Source organism: Pseudomonas muyukensis (assembly GCF_019139535.1).
In the GTDB taxonomy this organism is placed as follows: Bacteria; Pseudomonadota; Gammaproteobacteria; order Pseudomonadales; family Pseudomonadaceae; genus Aquipseudomonas; species Aquipseudomonas muyukensis.
On the sequence record NZ_CP077073.1, the window covers coordinates 2,095,814 to 2,113,715 of the forward strand.

Below are 17,902 nucleotides of genomic sequence, written 5' to 3' on the forward strand. Positions count from 1 at the left end.
TGCTGGGCTTGGTGGCGGGCGCCGTGCCTTGCCTGGGCTGGGTCATGCAGGTGCAGCGCGGCCAGGGCGCGCGCAAGGCCGAGCAGGCCCTGCTCGAGGAGCGCCTGAATGCCGCGCAACTGGCCCAGGCCGGCTTGCAGGCGCAGATGGAGGCCTGTCGCGACGAGATCAGCGACCTTGGCGAGGCCAACACTGTCAAGCAGACCCAGCTGGCGGCCCAGGGCCGTGAGCTGGAGCTGCTGCAGATCGACCGCGACAACGCCCGCGACGCCGCCCATGCCTGGAGCCTGGAGCGGGCCAACCGCGAAGCCGAGCTGCGCCGCCTGGAGGCCCAGACCGCGCGCCTGGAAGCCGAGCTGCGCGAGCAGCAGGAAAGCCACCAGCAACGCCTGGAAGACCTGCAGGAGGCCCGCGACACCCTGCGCGCGCAGTTCGCCGACATGGCCACGAAGATCTTCGACGAGCGCGAGCAGCGCTTTGCCCAGACCAGTCAGCAGCACCTGGGCCAGCTGCTCGATCCGCTCAAGGAGCGCATCCAGGCCTTCGAAAAACGCGTCGAGGAAAGCTACCAGCAAGAGGCCCGCGAGCGCTTTTCGCTGGGCAAGGAGCTCGAGCGCCTGCAGCAGCTCAACCTGCGCCTGTCCGACGAAGCCACCAACCTCACCCAGGCGCTCAAGGGCCAGAAGACCCAGGGCAACTGGGGCGAGCTGATTCTCGAGCGGGTGCTGGAGCACGCGGGCCTGGAGAAGGGCCGCGAGTACCAGACCCAGGTCAGCCTCAAGAGCGCCGATGGCGAGCGGTTCCAGCCCGATGTGCTGATCATGCTGCCGGGCGACAAGCAGGTGGTGGTCGACGCCAAGGTCAGCCTCACCGCCTACCAGCAGTTCGTCGGCAACAACGACGAGGCGGCGCTCAAGCAGCATGTGCAGTCGCTGCGCAACCACGTCAAAGGGCTGTCGAGCAAGGACTACAACCGTCTCGAAGGCCTGCACAGCCTGGATTTCGTGCTGTTGTTCGTGCCTATCGAGGCGGCGTTCTCGGCGGCGTTGCAGGCCGAGCCGAACCTGTTCCAGGAAGCCTTCGACCGGCAGATCGTGATCGTCAGCCCCACCACCTTGCTGGCTACCCTGCGGGTGATCGACAGCCTGTGGAAGCAGGAGCGCCAGGGCCAGAACGCCCGGGAGATCGCCGAGCGCGCCGGCTGGCTGTACGACAAGTTCGTGCTGTTCATCCAGGACCTGGACGAGCTGGGCGCGCGCCTGGCCCAGGTCGACAAGGCCTACGCCGCGGCGCGCAACAAGCTGTGCGAGGGGCGTGGCAACCTGGTCAGCCGCAGCGAGCAGCTCAAGCTGCTCGGCGCCCGGGCCAGCAAGAGCCTGCCGGCCGAGTTGATCGAGCGCGCCCTGAGCGACGAGGCGCTTACTGAACCAGGCTCAGATGGCGGTTGAGCAGGGCGCGCAGGGCCGCCGGCTTGACCGGCTTGGCCAGGTAGTCCAGGCCGGCGGCATGGACCATGGCGATGGTTTCGTTGCGCCCGTCGGCGCTGATCACCACCCCGGGCACCGGTTCGCCCAGGCGCGCGCGTAGCCAGCCCATCAGCCCGGTGCCGGTTTCGCCGTCGTCGAGGTGGAAGTCCACCAGCGCCAGGTGCGGGCGCAAGCCCTTGGCCAGCAACGCCTCGCATTCGGCCTGGTTGCGCGCGGTGGACACCTGGCAGCCCCAGCGGCTGAGCAGGCTGTTCATGCCGATCAGGATGCTGTCTTCGTTGTCCACGCACAGCACCTGCAGCCCGGCCAGGGGCTGGCCTGCCTGCTCCACTGGTGCTGGCGCTGCGGGTGCGGCGCTACGGGCGATGGGCACGCCAACCCGGAACACACTGCCCTTGCCTGGCCAGGAACGTACCTCGAGCTGGTGGCCGAGCACCCGGCACAGGCCGTCGGCAATCGCCAGGCCCAGGCCCAGGCCTTTCTCGGCGCGGGTCTGGTGGCTGTCCAGGCGCTTGAACTCCTGGAAGATCACCGCCAGCTTGTCGTCGGCGATGCCCGGGCCGCGGTCCCATACTTCCAGCCACAAGCGCTCGCCCTGGCGACGCACGCCGAGCAGGATCGGCCCCTTGCCATAGCGCAAGGCATTGGTGAGGAAGTTCTGCAGCACCCGGCGCAGCAGCTTCATGTCGCTGTCGACCCGCAGGCGGCTGCCGCGCAGGCGAAATGCCAGGCCTTTTTCGGCGGCCAGCAGCTTGAACTCGGCACCGAGGGTATCGAACAGCTGGTTGAGGGCGAAGGGCTTGACGTCCGGGGTGACCCGGCCGTTCTCCAGGCGCGAGATATCCAGCAGGTCGCTGATCAGCTCTTCGGCCGAACGCAGCGAGCTGTCCATGTGCTGGACCAGTTGGCGGGCTTCGTCGTTCATGCCCTCGGCCTGTTGCGACAACGCCGCGGAGAACAACCGCGCGGCGTTCAGCGGCTGCATCAGGTCGTGGCTGACGGCAGCCAGGAATCGGGTTTTCGACTGGCTGACGGCCTCGGCGCGGCTCTTGGCCTCGCTCAGCGCCTGGTTGAGCTGCGACAGCTCGTGGGTGCGCTCGGCGACCCGCTGCTCGAGGCTTTCGTTGGCGTCGCGCAGGGCCTGCTCGGCTTCGCGGAACGGGGTGATGTCGGTGAAGCTCATGACGAAACCACCGCCGGGCATCGGGTTGCCGATCAGCTCGATCACCCGGCCATTGGGGAACAGCCGTTCGGAGGAATGGGCGCGCCCCTGGCGCATCCAGTGCAGGCGCCGCGCCACATGCACCTGGGCCTCGCCCGGGCCGCACAGGCCGCGGTCGGCGTTGTAGCGGATGATGTCGGCAATCGGCCGGCCGACGCTGATCAGCCCGTCGGGGTAGTTGAACAGTTCGAGGTAGCGACGGTTCCAGGCCACCAGGTGCAGGTTCTGGTCCACGACGCTGATGCCCTGGTTGATGTTCTCGATGGCCCCTTGCAGCAATGCGCGGTTGAACTGCAGCACCTCGCTGGCCTCGTCGGCGATGCGCACCACGTCCTCGAGCTGCATGTCGCGGCCTTCGATGGCGGCCTTGACCACCGCGCGGGTCGAGGAGCTGCCGAGCACGCCGGCCAGCAGCCGTTCGGTGTGCTCGATCCAGTCGCCGTCGGCGTTCTGGTTGGGGTTGAAACCCTTGCCCTGGCGATAGGCGAAACGGATGAAGCTCTGCCGGGCGCGTTCCTCGCCGACGAAGCGCGCGGCAAGCTTGAGCAGGTCGTCGATCTGCACCGCCAGCAGCGGTTTGCTGCTGGGGCGGGCGCTGGTCTGCTGGCCGATGAAGCGCCCGGCCTGCCAGTGCTCGGAAACCCGCGTGCGCGACAGGATCGAGACCCAGGCGAAGAGGGTGAAGTTACCCGCCAGCGACAACACCACGCCCTGGGTCAGCGGGGTGATCGGCAGGTTCAGCGGATTGCCGTGCAGCCAGGCCAGGCCTGGGAACAGCGCCAGCGACCAGCCCAGGCTATGGGCGGTGATCGGCAGCACCAGGGTGTAGAACCAGAGGAAGATACCCGCGGCGAGGCCGGCGAACACGCCGCGGCGGTTGGCCTGCTTCCAGTACAGCGCGCCTAGCATCGCCGGGGTCAGCTGGGTCACCGCGGCAAAGGCGATCTGGCCGATGGTGGCCAGGCTCGCGGTGGAGCCCAGCAGGCGGTAGCTGACGTAGGCCAGCAGCAGGATCACCACGATGGTCACCCGGCGCACCGAGAGCATCCAGTGGCGGAACACCTCGAACGGCCGCTCGGCGTTGTTGCGCCGTAGCAGCCAGGGCAGCAGCATGTCGTTGGAGACCATGGTCGACAACGCCACGGCCTCGACGATGACCATGCCGGTGGCCGCCGAGGCGCCGCCGATGAAGGCCAGCAGCGCCAGGCTCGGGTGCGCCTCGGCCAATGGCAGGCTGATGACGAAGGAGTCGGAGATCACCGTGCCTGGCAGCAGCATTTGCCCGGCCAGGGCGATCGGCACCACGAACAGCGCGGCCAGGGCCAGGTACAGCGGGAACACCCAGCGCGCCAGGCGCATGTCCTGGGGCTCGATGTTCTCCACCACGGTAACCTGGAACTGCCGCGGCAGGCAGATGATCGCCATCATCGCCACGGCGGTCTGCACCACCATCGACGGCCAGTTGATGGTCTCCTGCCAATAGCTGTCCAGGTGCACCGACTGGCGTGCCTGGGTGAACAGGTCGTCGAAGCCGTCGTACAGGTTGAACACCACGAACACGCCCACCGCGAGGAAGGCCAGCAACTTGACCAGCGACTCGAAGGCGATGGCCAGCACCATGCCGCGGTGATGTTCGGTGACGTCGAGGCTGCGGGTGCCGAACACGATGGCGAACAGCGCCAGCACCAGCGATACCACCAGGGCGGTGTCCTGCACCCGGCTGCCAGTGGCATCGGCGCTGGCGCCGATCAGCAGGTTGACGCCCAGCACGATGCCCTTGAGCTGCAGGGAGATATAAGGCAGCACGCCGACCAGGCAGATCAGCGCCACCACCACGGCGAGGGTCTGCGACTTGCCGTAGCGCGCGGCGATGAAGTCGGCGATCGAGGTGATGTTCTGCTGCTTGCTGATCAGCACCATCTTCTGCACCACCCAGGGCGCGAAGATCAGCAACAGCACCGGGCCCAGGTAGATGGGCAGGAACGCCCAGAGCTGCTCGGCGGCCTGGCCGACCGCGCCGAAGAAGGTCCAGCTGGTGCAGTACACCGCCAGCGACAGGCTGTACACCCAGGCACGCAGGCGCGGCGGCAACGGTGTGCTGCGGCGGTCGCCGTAGAAGGCGATGGCGAACATGATGGCCATATAGGCCAGGGCGACCACGGCGATCAGCCCGCTGGACAACGACATGCAAACTCCGGAGCAGAAAAAGAAACGCGGTCCCGATCAATCAGTCTGGCACGCAGGCGGCGCTTCGTCAGCGCCGACCATGGTCGCAGTGGCAGGACGTCGCAGGGCCGGCGTCTATTCGACCCGCCGACGCGTGCCCAGCCAATAGAACAGGGCTGCCAATGCGACCGACCCGATCAGCAGGTAAAACACCGCCACCGGCAGCACATGCCCCAGCGCCAGGCCCACCAGGATCGGCCCCAGCCCCGCGCCCAGGTTGGAAAGGTTCTGCGCGCCATAATAAACCCCGCGCAGGTGCTCCGGGGCAATCAGGTCGATGAACATGAATTCGGCCGGGATCACGATGATCTCGCCCAGGGTGAACACCAGCATGGCCAGGCACCAGGCCGGTGCCGAGGCGGCCACCGAGAAGCCCAGCAACCCGGCGATGAACATGGCCATGCCGGCCATCAGCCAGGGCATCAGGTGCTGGCGGGCGATGCGTCGGCCGATCAGGTACTGCAGGCAGATGACTGCGAGGGCATTGGTGGTGACCAGGTAGCTGGCCAGGCGCGCTACCTCGGCGGGGTCCTGCAGCGTGACCACCAGGTACTGCGACAGGTAGGCGGTGAACTGGCCGAATACCACGGCGCTGAGCACCCCGCCCAAGGTGAAGCAGACCAGCCGTCGGTCGCGCAGCATGCCCAGGGCAACCTGGGCAAAACCCGCCGCGGGCCCGTCCTCGCGCAGGCTCAGCAGGTTGCGCTCGCCCAGCCGGTAGTAAGCCAGGCTCAAACCGAGGCCGATCAGCGCCGATACCAGGAACGGCAAGTGGTCGTCGGCCTCGATCAACAGCACCCCGAGCATCGGCCCTGCGGCCCAGGCGATGTTGTTGAACGTGTACTTGATGGCGAACGCTTCGCCGCGCCGCTGCTCGGGCAGCAGGGCGCAGAACCCGGCCTTGGCGGCAATGTCGACGACGGTCTGGGCCAGGTAGGCCACCACCAGGAAGCAGAAGAACAGCACCGCCGAGGTACTGCTGACGATGCCAATGAAAGCCAGGGCGAACACCAGCGTGCAGGCGACGATCAGCGTGTGGCTGCGCAGGGTGTCGACCAGGTGCCCGCCATAGAGGCTGAGCATGGATGCCAGGAGCATGGCGCCACCCACCAGCAGGCCGGTGTGGCCGACCGACAGGCCCATGTGCGCCGACAGGTACACCACCAGATAGGGCAGGGTGATCGCCCGGGCCATGGTCAGGGTGAAGGTGGTGAACAGCAGCAGGCGCACGGCGGCTGGATAGTTTTTCAGGGCGCGGAGCATCGACCGATCCTTGTCGTTGTTAGTGGCCAAGCATATGCCAGGCGAGCGCTCGGGCGATATATTTATAAAACCGATAACAGATAGAGAAATTACCCGTTATATAGATATTCTTTGTCGGCATAAGATAGCCCTACCTTACCCAAGGCCAGGAGAAACGCTCATGCCATGCACCCAGACCCACGCGCCTTGCTGGCGCCCGCTCAGCCAACTGGCGCACCCGCGCGAGGTGATTCGCCAGTTCACCCCCAACTGGTTCGCCGCGACCATGGGCACCGGCGTGCTGGCCCTGGCGTTTCACCAGCTCCAGGTGCCGGTACTGGACTGCGTGGCCGAAGGGCTGTGGTGGCTGACCATTGGCCTGTTCACCCTGTTCTGTGTCCTGTACGGCGCCCGCTGGCTGCTGTTCTTCGACGAAGCCCGGCGCATCTTCGCCCACTCCACCGTGTCGATGTTCTTCGGCACCATCCCCATGGGCCTGGCCACCATCCTCAATGGTGCCCTGGTGTTCGGCCTGGCGCGCTGGGGCGAGGCCGTGGTGCCCTGGGTCGAGGCCTTGTGGTGGCTGGACGTGGGCCTGGCGCTGCTGTGCGGGGTGGCCATTCCCTACCTGATGTTCACCCGCCAGGAACACAGCATCGACCAGATGACCGCCGTCTGGCTGCTGCCGGTGGTGGCGGCGGAAGTCGCCGCGGCCAGTGGTGGCCTGCTGGCCCCGCACCTGGCCGATGCCCACCAGCAGTTCCTGGTGGTGGTGACCAGCTACGTGATGTGGGCGGTGTCGTTGCCGGTGGCGTTCAGCATCCTGACCATCCTCATGCTGCGCATGGCCTTGCACAAGTTGCCGCCGGCCAACATGGCCGCTTCCAGCTGGTTGGCGCTGGGCCCGATCGGTACTGGCGCGCTGGGCATGCTGGTGCTCGGTGGCGATGCGCCGGCAGTGTTCGCCGCCAATGGCCTGGGTGGGTTGGGCGAGGTGGCGCGCGGGCTGGGACTGGTGGCCGGGATCGTGCTGTGGGGCGCAGGGCTGTGGTGGCTGTTGACCGCGGTGCTGATCACCCTGCGCTACATGCGCCAGGGCATGCCGTTCAACCTGGGCTGGTGGGGCTTCACCTTCCCGCTGGGGGTGTACTGCCTGGCCACGCTGAAACTGGCGGCCTGGCTGGGGCTGGGTTTCTTCAGTGTGTTCGGCCAGGTGCTGGTGGTGGCGCTGGCCCTGCTCTGGGCCCTGGTGGCCAGCCGCACCTTGCGCGGCGCCTGGCGCGGCGAGCTGTTCGTATCGCCGTGCATCGCCCAGCGCTGATGGGGTACCTGGGCGGGTTTGTTCGCTGGCAAGGCCGGCTCCTACAAGGGGGGGCGCCCCCGTAGGTGCCGGCCAATTGCGTGGCTATGGGTTGCCTTCGCTGGCCATTCCCGTGCAGATTTGTGGCTTCCCGCGCTGTGCGTGCCTCCAATGACAAAGCCCAACCAGGTACAAGGACGATGAGTCACCCCTCGCAATTCACCTTGCTCGGCAAGCGGCGCTTCCTGCCGTTCTTCATTACCCAGTCGCTGGGTGCCTTCAACGACAACCTGTTCAAGCAGTCGCTGATCCTGGCGATCCTCTACAAGCTGAGCCTGGAAGGCGACCGCTCGATCTGGGTCAACCTCTGCGCCTTGCTGTTCATCCTGCCGTTCTTCCTGTTCTCGGCATTGGCCGGGCAGTTTGGCGAGAAATTCGCCAAGGACCGGCTGATCCGCGCGATCAAGCTGGCCGAGATCGCCATCATGGCCATCGGCGCGACCGGTTTCCTTACCCACCACCTGGAGCTGATGCTGCTGGCGCTGTTCGCCATGGGCACCCACTCGGCGCTGTTCGGCCCGGTGAAATATTCGATCCTGCCCCAGGCCCTGCGCGAGGAGGAACTGGTGGGCGGCAATGGTCTGGTGGAGATGGGCACCTTCCTGGCGATCCTGGCCGGGACCATCGGCGCCGGGGTGCTGATGTCGTCGTCCAGCTACGCCGCGCTTGCCGCGGCAGGCGTGGTCGGCACCGCCGTGCTCGGCTACCTGGCCAGCCGCTGGATCCCCCGCGCCGCCGCCGCGGCACCGCAGATGAAGCTGGACTGGAACATCTTCAAGCAGTCCTGGGCCACCCTGCGCCTGGGCCTGGGGCAGACCCCGGCGGTGTCGCGCTCGATCGTCGGCAACTCGTGGTTCTGGTTCGTCGGCGCCATCTACCTCACGCAGATCCCGGCCTATGCCAAGGACTGGCTGCATGGCGACGAGACCGTGGTCACCCTGGTGCTGACCCTGTTCTCGGTGGGCATCGCCGTCGGTTCGCTGCTGTGCGAGCGCCTCAGCGGACGCAAGGTGGAAATTGGCCTGGTGCCGTTCGGCTCGTTTGGCCTGACCCTGTTCGGCCTGCTCTGGTGGTGGCACTCCGGGGACGTTCCCGCCGCGGCGACGCCTCATGACTGGCTGGCCCTGCTGGGCATGAGCCAGGCCTGGTGGATCATGCTCTCGATCGTTGGCCTTGGGGTATTCGGCGGCTTCTACATCGTGCCGCTGTACGCCTTGATCCAGGCCCGCACCGCAGAAGGCGAGCGGGCCCGGGTGATCGCCGCCAACAACATCCTCAACGCGCTGTTCATGGTGGTGTCGGCGATCATCACCATCGTCCTGTTGAGCCTGGCCAAGCTGACTATCCCGCAGTTGTTCCTGGTGGTGTCGCTGCTCAATATCGCGGTCAACGCCTACATCTTCCGGATCGTGCCGGAATTCACCATGCGCTTCCTGATCTGGCTGCTCAGCCATTCGATGTACCGGGTCGAGCACCGCGAGCTGCAGCGTATTCCCGACCAAGGCGCGGCGCTGCTGGTGTGCAACCATGTCTCGTTCGTCGACGCGCTACTGCTCGGTGGCGCCATCCGCCGGCCGATCCGTTTCGTCATGTACTACAAGATCTACAACCTGCCGGTGCTCAACTTCGTGTTCCGCACTGCCGGGGCCATCCCGATCGCCGGGCGTGGCGAAGACGAGGCTACCTACGAGCGAGCCTTCGCCCGCATCGCCCAGTACCTGGCCGACGGCGAGCTGGTGTGCATCTTCCCCGAGGGCAAGCTGAGTGCGGACGGTGAGATCGATGTGTTCAAGGGTGGGGTCAGCCGTATCCTGGAGCAAACGCCAGTGCCGGTGATTCCGTTGGCGCTGCAGGGGCTGTGGGGGAGTTTCTTCAGCCGCGATCCGAACAAGGGCTTGTTCAAGCGCCTGTGGTCGCGGGTGACCATCGTGGCCGGCGCCGCCATCCCGGCGGAGGCGGCGCAGCCTGAAGCGCTGCGCGAACAGGTGAGCCTGCTGCGCGGCGCGATACGTTAAGGCTGTGGAGCGAAGGTCAGCTGGCGCTGACCTTCAGGCCGACCAGGCCGCAGATGATCAGGGCAACGCTGACCAAACGCACCAGGGCCATGGATTCGCCGAACAGGATAATGCCGGCGATCACCGTGCCGACCGCGCCGACGCCAGTCCAGATGGCATAGGCGGTGCCCAGCGGCAGCTCTTTCATGGCCAGGCCCAGCAGACCGAGGCTGATGACCATGGCGCCGACGGTGAGCACGGTGGGCAGGGGGCGGGTGAAGCCGTCGGTGTACTTGAGGCCGACAGCCCAACCGACTTCGAACAGGCCGGCGAAGAACAGGATGATCCAGGACATGGTGTTTCTCCATCGTTTCAAGGATGGGGCCGTCCCCGGAATGGTCACGCACAGCGTCGTGAGGTCGTCCTCACAGTGCGCAGTATAGTGCACATTTTTCAGCGCGCCGGCAAGCGCCGCCCCGCCTGCTACGGCGCAGGAGCGGCTTGCTCGACCACCACGGGCTCCTCCATCCGCCGGAACCAGGTCGACAGCAGGGCCCCGGAAATGTTGTGCCACACGCTGAACAACGCGCTGGGCACGGCCGCCAGTGGCGAGAAATGCGCCGCCGCCAGCGCTGCGCCCAGCCCTGAGTTCTGCATGCCCACCTCCAGCGCCAGCGACTTGCGCTGGGCCAGCGGCAGGTTGCACAACTTGCCGGTGAGGTAGCCCAGCAGGAAGCCGAAGCTGTTGTGCAGGATCACCACGGCCATGATCAGCAGCCCCGACTCGGCGATCTTCGCCTGGCTGGCCGCCACCACCGCGCAGACGATCATCACGATGCTCACCACCGACACCAGCGGCAGCACCTGCACCGCCAGTTGCACCCGGGCGCCAAGCAGGCGCTGGGCGAGCACGCCGAGCACAATCGGCAGCATCACCAGTTGCAGGATCGACCAGAACATGTCCATGAACGAAACCGGCAGCCAGGCCGAGGCCAGCAACCAGATCAGTGCCGGGGTCAGCAGCGGGGCGAGCAGGGTGGTCACCGCGGCGATCGCCACGGCCAGCGCCAGGTCGCCGCGGGACAGCCAGACCATCACGTTGGACGCCGTGCCGCTTGGGCAGCAGCCGACCAGGATCACGCCGACGGCAATCTCTGCTGGCAGCTGGAACAACTGGCACAGCAGCCAGGCCATCCCTGGCATGATCACGAAGTGCGCCACCACCCCCAGCGCCACGCGCCAGGGTTGGCGGGCGAGGGCGGCAAAATCGTCGAGCTTGAGGGTCAGGCCCATGCCGAACATCACCAGGCCCAGCAAGGGCACGATGGCCACCTTGAGCGCGATGAACCACTGTGGCATGACAAAGGCCAGGCAGGCGAACAGCAGCACCCACAAGGCGAAGGTATTGCCGACGAAGCGGCTGAGGGTGGCGAGGGCACGCATGGGCTGGTCCTTGTTCTATTTATAGGTGTTTGCAGGAGCCAGCCTTGCTGGCGAGCCAGGCAGCGCGCTGCCTGGTTCGCCAGCAAGGCGCCCGCGGCAAGCGCACCAGCAATCAGACCCCCTGCGGGATCTCTTCGCCGCCCAGGGCCTCGAACAGCAGCGGCAGGAACTCGGTGAAGGTCATCATCATCAGGGTGAAGCTGGCGTCGAACTGCTGTTGCGCCTCGTCGCCACCGTCCTGTTCGGCCTGCTCCTGCAGCAGCTCCTCGAACTTCAGACGCTTGATCACCATCTTGTCGTCGAGCACGAACGACAACTTGTCCTGCCAGGCCAGGGCCAGCTGGGTGACCACCTTGCCGGTGCTCAGGTGCAGCTGGATTTCCTCGCCGGTCAGGTCCTGGCGCTTGCAGCGAACGATGCCGCCGTCTTCGGCGGTGTCGCGCAGTTCGCATTCGTCGAGTACATAGAAGCCCTCGGCGGCCTGCTGCGACTTGACCCAGTCGGTCATGGTCGCGCTCGGCGCGATCTTCACCGTGGCCGGGCGCACCGGCAGCGAGCCGATCACTTCACGCAGGGTCGACAGCAGGTCTTCGGCGCGCTTGGCGCTGGCCGAGTTGACCAGGATCATGCCCAGGCGCGGGGCGATGGCGGCGAAGATCATCGAGCGGCGGATGAACGCACGCGGCAGGAATGCCTGGATGATCTCGTCCTTGATCTGGTCGCGCTCCTTCTTGTAGACCTTGCGCATCTGCTCGGTCTCGATTTCCTCGACCTTCTCCTTGACCGCGTCGTTGACCACGCTGCTGGGCAGGATGCGTTCTTCCTTACGGGCGGCGATCAGCATGAATTCGCCACTGACGTGCACCAGCGGGGCGTCCGCGCCCTTGCCGAACGGTGCGACGAAACCGTAGGTGGTCAGTTCCTGGCTGGCGCAGGGGCGGGCCGGCTTGCTGGCCAGGGCGGTTTCCAGGGCTTGCGCCTCGAACGGTACTTCCTGGGTCAGGCGATAGGACAGCAGGTTCTTGAACCACATGAGGGGGGATCTCTCCTTAATACATAAGGCGGGCATTATTCTCCGAGCGGCGGTTGAAGGCCAACCCTGTCATACGGCCAGCACCTTATAGAGAGGAAGAAACACCCGGCATTGCTAGGTCTTTGAAAGGCCTGAGAATTTTTTTTAAAAAAGTTTAAAAAAGTGCTTGCCAGGGTGGCGGGCCCTCCGTAGAATGCGCGCCACACCGAGACGAAGGGTGATTAGCTCAGCCGGGAGAGCATCTGCCTTACAAGCAGAGGGTCGGCGGTTCGATCCCGTCATCACCCACCACTCGATGTATAGCGCGGCGGTAGTTCAGTCGGTTAGAATACCGGCCTGTCACGCCGGGGGTCGCGGGTTCGAGTCCCGTCCGCCGCGCCATATTTAGCTTCCAGGGCCCACTGAACACCCGGAAGCAACAGAGAAAGCGACCTTAGGGTCGCTTTTTTTGTGTCTGCTGTTTCTGCAGGCTGTCTTGGGGGCTGATGCCAAGGCATCCCAGCCGGCAGCCCCCAGGCACTCTCCCTCAGGGCTTTGCGCCCAACCGCTCTTCCCCGCGCAACGTCAGTACCTCATAGCCGGTTTCGGTCACCGCCACGGTGTGCTCCCACTGGGCCGACAAGCTGTGGTCGCGGGTGATCACCGTCCAGCCATCGCGCAGGCCACGGGTCCCGCGCCCGCCCTGGTTGATCATCGGCTCGATGGTGAACACCATGCCCGCTTGCAGTGCCAGGCCCATGCCGCGTTGCCCGTAGTGCAGCACTTCGGGCGCTTCGTGCATCTGGGTGCCGATGCCATGGCCGCAGTATTCGCGCACCACGCTGTAGCCCGCCGCCTCGGCATGGGCCTGGATGGCATGGCCGATATCGCCGAGGGTGGCGCCGGGGCGAACCTGCTCGATGCCTTTCCATAAGGCCGCGTAGGTGGTGTCGACCAGCCGCCGGGCCTCGTCGTCGATCTGGCCGATGGCGTACATCTTCGACGAGTCGGCGATATAGCCACCCTGTTCCAGGGTGATGTCGACATTGACGATGGAGCCTTCGCCCAACACCTCGTCGGCCTTGGGCATGCCGTGGCAGACCACATGGTCCACCGAGGTGTTCAGCGCGTAGGGAAAACCGTACTGGCCCTTGCTCGCCGGGCGCGCCTTGAGGTGCTCGATGATGAAGGCTTCGGCGCGATCGTTGATTTGCATCGTGGTCACGCCGGGACGGATGAAACCGTCGAGGTCGGCGAACACCTGCGCCAGCAACTGGCCGGCGCGGCGCATCAGCGCCAGTTGCGCGGCGTTCTTGAGGATGACCTGGCTCATCGCAGCAATTCCTTGAGGTTGGCTTGCTCCTGGCGCAGCAGCTGGCGCAGCAGTTCCTGGTAGGTGGCTTGCGGGTGCAGCTCGGCGAGCATGCCGAGGCGGATCCAGTGCTCGGCCTGGGCGTTGATCGAGCGCGACAGGGCGGCGCTGGCCACGCGCAGGTCTTCGTGGAGGTCGTCGGCGATCTTGACGATGCCCATGGTGCTTTACCTATTTATATGAAACGTATGCGAATCATATAGTCGTGGCGCGGTTCATGCCACCCGCTGGTGCAGCGCTCCCTGGCGTGGTGCACGGGCAATCGCCGAGGTCGCGCGCTGCTGCGTGGTTGCGGCGTGGTCAAGAGATGGCCCGGCTTTTGCTGAATGTCCTGCATCCGGGCCATCAACGTCGATGGCTCTTTTCATCACGACGAAGGCGCCGTGTTGCCCTGCTTGCGATCAGCCAAGCGGGAGCAGCCGGCGCCTTTGTCGTTCGTGCAGGAGAACGCCGATGAGCAGCAGCGAGGTGCGCAGTGTCTGCCCGTATTGCGGGGTGGGGTGCGGTATCGTCATGAGCGTCAGCGCCGGCAAGGTGACCAAGGTCAGCGGCGACAAACAGCACCCGAGCAATCTCGGCCGGCTGTGCACCAAGGGCCTGACCGCCCACATACCGCTGGCCAGCGGGCGCATGGGCCAGGCCTTCGTGCGCCGCGAGCGCAGCCAGGAGCCGGTGCGCAGCAGCCTCGACCAGGCCATCGCCGAGGCGGCGCGGCGGCTGCGCGAGATCATCGACAGCCATGGCGCCGATGCGCTGGCGCTGTATGTTTCCGGGCAGATGTCGCTGGAAGCCCAGTACCTGGCCAACAAGCTGGCCAAGGGTTTTATCCGCACCCGCCACATCGAGTCCAACTCGCGGTTGTGCATGGCCAGCGCCGGCAGTGGCTACAAGCAGTCGCTGGGTGCCGACGGCCCGCCCGGCAGCTACCAGGATTTCGAGCGGGCCGAAGTGTTCCTGGTGATCGGCGCGAACATGGCCGATTGTCATCCGATCCTGTTCCTGCGCCTGCTCGACCGGCTCAAGGCCGGGGCCAAGCTGATCGTCGTCGACCCCCGGCGCACCGCCACCGCCGACAAGGCCGACCTGTTCCTGGCGCTGCGCCCGGGCACCGACCTGGCGCTGCTCAACGGCCTGCTGCACCTGCTGCACGCCAACGGCCACACCGATGCCGGGTTCATCGCCCGGCACACCGAAGGCTGGGAGGCCATGCCGGCCTTTCTCGAGGACTACACCCCCGAACGGGTCGCCGCCATCACCGGCCTGGACCCCGCCGCGATCCGCGAGGCCGCGCGGCTGATCGGCGAGGCCGGGGCGTGGATGAGCTGCTGGACCATGGGCCTGAACCAGAGCATCCACGGCACTTGGCACAGCAACGCGCTGTGCAACCTGCACCTGGCCACGGGCGCCATCTGCCGGCCTGGCAGCGGCCCGTTCTCGCTGACCGGCCAGCCCAATGCCATGGGCGGACGCGAGATGGGCTACATGGGCCCAGGGTTGCCCGGCCAGCGCTCGGCGCTGGAGGCCGGCGACCGCGCCTTCGTCGAGCGGCAATGGCAGCTGCCGGCCGGTACCCTGCGCAGCGAGGGCGGGGAGGGCACGGTGGCGTTGTTCGAGCAGATGCAGCGCGGCGAGGTGAAGGCCTGCTGGATCATCTGCAGCAATCCGGTGGCCAGCGTCGCCAATCGCCAGCAGGTGATCGACGGCCTGCGCCAGGCGCAATTGGTGATCAGCCAGGATGCCTTTCTCGACACCGAGACCCAGCGCTACGCCGACATCCTCCTGCCGGCGGCGCTGTGGGCCGAGGGCGATGGGGTGATGATCAACAGCGAGCGCAACCTGACCCTGGCGCCGCGGGCGGTCGAGCCGCCCGGCGAGAGCCTGGAGGATTGGCGCCTGATCGCCCGGGTGGCCAGTGCCATGGGCTATGCGCAGGCGTTCGACTACCCCGACGCCGAGGCGGTGTACGACGAAATCCGCCGTTTCCACAACCCAGCCACCGGCTACGACTTGCGCGGTATCGGCTATGCCGACCTGCGCCAGGGGCCGCGGCAATGGCCGAGCGCGCCGGGGCGCGAGGACGACCGCAGCCCGCTGCGCTACGTCAGCGAGGGCGCGCTGGTGTTTCCCACGCCCAGCGGCAAGGCGCAGTTCTTCGCCCGGCCCTGGTTGCCAGCGGCGGAGCTGCCCGACGCTGCCTTCCCCTTCGTGCTCAATACCGGCCGGGTGCAGCACCAATGGCACACCCTGACCAAGACCGGCAAGGTGGCGAGCCTGAACAAGCTCGCGCCCGGCCCCTTCGTCGAGATCCACCCCAGCGACGCGCTGCGCCTGGGCATCCACGACAAGGACCAGGTGGGGTTGCGCTCGCGCCGTGGCCAGGCGCGGCTGCCGGCACGGCTCAGCGATCGGGTACAGCCCGGCAACTGTTTTGTGCCGTTTCACTGGAACGACCTGTACGGCGAGGGCCTGGCGATCAACGCGCTGACCTGCGACGCGGTCGACCCGATTTCCCTGCAACCGGCCTTCAAGCACTGCGCCGTGGCCCTTGAACGGCTGGCCGGCGAACGTATCGAGGCCCTCGACCTGAGCCACCCGGAGCCTGCGACCATGCCCACTGCCACCCTGTCCCGCCTGCTTGGCCTGGAGGCGTTGCCGGCACCGGTGTTGGCCGAAGACGAGCGCCACTACCTGCAAGGCTTCCTGCTTGGCCTTGACCAGGCGCAACGCCTCGGCGTGCCCAGCCTGCCGCCCGGCGCGCCGTTGGCGCCGGCCCGGCGGCTGTTCGTCGACGGCCTGCTGGCGGGCCTGTTCAGCCCGGCGCAGGCTATGCCTGGGAGCCCCGCCGAGGCCCCTCGGCATCACGTGCTGTGGGCCTCGCAGACCGGCAACGGCGAGGGCCTGGCCGAGCGCTGCGCGCAGCGTCTGCGCGAGGCGGGTTTGGCCGTGGCGCTCAGTTGCATGGAGGCCATTCACCCGGCACAGTTGCAGGGCGCCGCCAGCCTGGTGCTGATCGCCAGCACCTTCGGCGATGGCGAGGCGCCGGACAGCGGCGCGGCATTCTGGCAGGCGCTGCAGCAAGAGCAAGGCGCCAGCTGCGCGACCCTGCCTTATGCCGTGCTGGCCCTGGGGGATTCGAGCTATGAGCAGTTCTGCGGTTTCGGCCGCAAGCTCGACCAGCGCCTGGCCGACCTCGGTGCCCGGCGCCTGCTGGCGCGGGTCGATTGCGAGCCTGACTGCGAAGCGGCTTTCACCGCCTGGCTGGAGGCCTTGCTGCCGGAACTGGGCGGTAGCGCACCGGCACCCACCGTGGCACCGTCGCCAACCCGCGTCGGCAAGCACCAGCCCTGGTTGGCGCCGGTGCTGGAGAACCGCTTGCTCAATGGCCCGGGTTCGAGCAAGGAGACGCGGCAACTGGTGTTCGACCTGCGCGGCAGCGGCCTGAGCTACCAGCCTGGCGACGCCCTGGGGGTGTGGCCGCGCAATTGCCCGGACCTGGTCGATGAGCTGCTGGCCTTGATGGCGCTCGATGGCCAGGCCCAGGTCGAACTCCAGGGCCAGGCGCCGATGGCGCTGCGCACCGCGCTGGAGCGCCACTTGGACATCACCCAGGTCAGCCGGCCGCTGCTCGAGGTGTTCGCCGAGCAGGCCGAGGGCCTGCGGCGTTTGTTGCGGCCCGAGTGCAGTAGCACGCTCAAGGACTGGCTGTGGGGGCGGCAGCTGGCCGATGTCCTGCAGGCGTTCCCCCAGCGCTTGCCCCTGGCCCGCTGGCTGGCATTGCTCAAGCCCTTGCAGCCGCGGCTGTACTCGATCAGCTCCAGCCCCTTGGCCCATCCCGACCAGGTGCACCTGACCGTCGCCACCGTGCGCTACGGGGCGCGCAAGGGCGTGTGCTCGACCTTCCTCGCCGACCGGGCGACGGCCCTGGAGGTGGCGATTTTCCCGCAACCGTCGAAGCACTTTCGCCTACCGCAGGACGATGCCACGCCGATCATCATGATTGGCCCCGGTACTGGTATCGCGCCGTTTCGCGGTTTTCTCCAGGAGCGCGAACAGCGCCGGGCGAGCGGTGGCAATTGGCTGTTCTTCGGCGAGCAGCACGGCGCCTGCGATTTCTATTACCGCGAACAGTTGCAGGCCTGGGCGGCGAGCGGGTACCTGCGCCTGAGCACGGCGTTCTCCCGCGACCAGGATGACAAGGTCTACGTGCAGCAGCGCCTGCTGGCGCACGGCGCCGAGCTGTGGCAGTGGCTCGAGGCGGGCGCGGTGGTCTATGTCTGTGGCGATGCCCAGCGCATGGCCAAGGATGTCGACGCGGCCCTGCGCCAGGTGGTGGTCGAGCACGGCGGCATGGCTGCCGAGGCGGCGCGGGCTTATGTCGAGGCCTTGGCGCGGGACAAGCGCTATCGGCGCGATGTGTATTGAGTGCACCAGCCTGGTGAGCGTTGCACCAGGCTGGTTCAAGCGCCTGGATAGCACAGGCTGTGCCGGTGTTCGCCGGCAAGGCCCGCTGCTACAGGTTTGCAGCACCTGTTGCCGGTAGGCGC

General features: G+C 66.8%; 11 protein-coding genes and 2 tRNA genes. 6 read left to right on the forward strand and 7 right to left on the reverse strand.

Annotated elements, in window-relative coordinates; all coding sequences use genetic code 11:
• Positions 1–89 precede the first annotated feature (89 nt).
• A complete protein-coding gene (locus KSS95_RS09430; protein ID WP_217853952.1) occupies positions 90–1,448 on the forward strand; it encodes a DNA recombination protein RmuC in 1,359 nt (452 codons plus the stop codon).
• Here the strand turns inward: KSS95_RS09430 and KSS95_RS09435 are convergent.
• Together KSS95_RS09435 and KSS95_RS09440 are read right to left on the reverse strand one after the other, a co-directional pair.
• The gene (locus KSS95_RS09435) at positions 1,420–4,896 is read right to left on the reverse strand and encodes a hybrid sensor histidine kinase/response regulator (RefSeq protein ID WP_217853427.1); all 3,477 of its coding nucleotides are present in this window, start codon (positions 4,894–4,896) and stop codon (positions 1,420–1,422) included. The two genes, KSS95_RS09430 and KSS95_RS09435, sit on opposite strands and share 29 nt — an antisense overlap.
• Before the next feature lie 114 nt (positions 4,897–5,010).
• A complete protein-coding gene (locus KSS95_RS09440) occupies positions 5,011–6,198 on the reverse strand; it encodes an MFS transporter (protein WP_217853428.1) in 1,188 nt (395 codons plus the stop codon).
• Positions 6,199–6,358: 160 nt separating this feature from the next.
• Here KSS95_RS09440 and KSS95_RS09445 point away from each other — a divergent pair, with 160 nt between their 5' ends.
• Together KSS95_RS09445 and KSS95_RS09450 are read left to right on the forward strand one after the other, a co-directional pair.
• The gene (locus KSS95_RS09445) at positions 6,359–7,498 is read left to right on the forward strand and encodes a TDT family transporter (RefSeq protein ID WP_217853429.1); all 1,140 of its coding nucleotides are present in this window, start codon (positions 6,359–6,361) and stop codon (positions 7,496–7,498) included.
• A 179-nt stretch (positions 7,499–7,677) separates the two neighbouring features.
• Positions 7,678–9,552: an MFS transporter gene (locus tag KSS95_RS09450; protein WP_217853430.1), complete on the forward strand. Its 1,875-nt coding sequence runs from the start codon at positions 7,678–7,680 to the stop codon at positions 9,550–9,552.
• Positions 9,553–9,568: 16 nt separating this feature from the next.
• Here the strand turns inward: KSS95_RS09450 and sugE are convergent, their stop codons facing one another.
• The 3 genes from sugE to rdgC form a co-directional block, all read right to left on the reverse strand.
• Entirely contained in the window at positions 9,569–9,886 is a 318-nt protein-coding gene (gene sugE / locus KSS95_RS09455; protein ID WP_134691882.1) for a quaternary ammonium compound efflux SMR transporter SugE, read from the reverse strand.
• Between the two features lie 128 nt (positions 9,887–10,014).
• Complete coding sequence (locus KSS95_RS09460) at positions 10,015–10,974, reverse strand: bile acid:sodium symporter family protein (protein WP_217853431.1); 960 nt, start codon at positions 10,972–10,974, stop codon at positions 10,015–10,017.
• A 112-nt stretch (positions 10,975–11,086) separates the two neighbouring features.
• Positions 11,087–12,007: a recombination-associated protein RdgC gene (rdgC, locus tag KSS95_RS09465; protein WP_134689345.1), complete on the reverse strand. Its 921-nt coding sequence runs from the start codon at positions 12,005–12,007 to the stop codon at positions 11,087–11,089.
• A gap of 215 nt (positions 12,008–12,222) precedes the next feature.
• Here rdgC and KSS95_RS09470 point away from each other — a divergent pair.
• Positions 12,223–12,298, forward strand: a tRNA-Val gene (locus tag KSS95_RS09470).
• Between the two features lie 13 nt (positions 12,299–12,311).
• A tRNA-Asp gene (locus KSS95_RS09475) sits at positions 12,312–12,388 on the forward strand.
• 145 nt (positions 12,389–12,533) lie between these two features.
• Here the strand turns inward: KSS95_RS09475 and map are convergent.
• Entirely contained in the window at positions 12,534–13,319 is a 786-nt protein-coding gene (gene map / locus KSS95_RS09480; protein ID WP_217853432.1) for a type I methionyl aminopeptidase, read from the reverse strand.
• Positions 13,316–13,519: a ParD-like family protein gene (locus tag KSS95_RS09485; RefSeq protein ID WP_134689341.1), complete on the reverse strand. Its 204-nt coding sequence runs from the start codon at positions 13,517–13,519 to the stop codon at positions 13,316–13,318. The genes map and KSS95_RS09485 overlap by 4 nt, the downstream gene beginning before the upstream one ends.
• A 292-nt stretch (positions 13,520–13,811) precedes the next feature.
• On the opposite strand from KSS95_RS09485, the gene KSS95_RS09490 reads away from it, so the two are divergent.
• Positions 13,812–17,780, forward strand: a complete 3,969-nt coding sequence (locus KSS95_RS09490; RefSeq protein ID WP_217853433.1) for a bifunctional nitrate reductase/sulfite reductase flavoprotein subunit alpha — start codon at positions 13,812–13,814, stop codon at positions 17,778–17,780.
• Positions 17,781–17,902: the final 122 nt, after the last annotated feature.

Bases quoted from the DNA above. Each gene is read 5' to 3' on its own strand.
- KSS95_RS09435 (WP_217853427.1), bottom strand. From the start codon at position 4,896: ATGTCGTTGTCCAGCGGGCTGATCGCCGTGGTCGCCCTGGCCTATATG.
- KSS95_RS09440 (WP_217853428.1), bottom strand. From the start codon at position 6,198: ATGCTCCGCGCCCTGAAAAACTATCCAGCCGCCGTGCGCCTGCTGCTG.
- KSS95_RS09445 (WP_217853429.1), top strand. From the start codon at position 6,359: ATGCCATGCACCCAGACCCACGCGCCTTGCTGGCGCCCGCTCAGCCAA.
- KSS95_RS09450 (WP_217853430.1), top strand. From the start codon at position 7,678: ATGAGTCACCCCTCGCAATTCACCTTGCTCGGCAAGCGGCGCTTCCTG.
- sugE (WP_134691882.1), bottom strand. From the start codon at position 9,886: ATGTCCTGGATCATCCTGTTCTTCGCCGGCCTGTTCGAAGTCGGTTGG.
- KSS95_RS09460 (WP_217853431.1), bottom strand. From the start codon at position 10,974: ATGCGTGCCCTCGCCACCCTCAGCCGCTTCGTCGGCAATACCTTCGCC.
- rdgC (WP_134689345.1), bottom strand. From the start codon at position 12,007: ATGTGGTTCAAGAACCTGCTGTCCTATCGCCTGACCCAGGAAGTACCG.
- map (WP_217853432.1), bottom strand. From the start codon at position 13,319: ATGAGCCAGGTCATCCTCAAGAACGCCGCGCAACTGGCGCTGATGCGC.
- KSS95_RS09485 (WP_134689341.1), bottom strand. From the start codon at position 13,519: ATGGGCATCGTCAAGATCGCCGACGACCTCCACGAAGACCTGCGCGTG.
- KSS95_RS09490 (WP_217853433.1), top strand. From the start codon at position 13,812: ATGAGCAGCAGCGAGGTGCGCAGTGTCTGCCCGTATTGCGGGGTGGGG.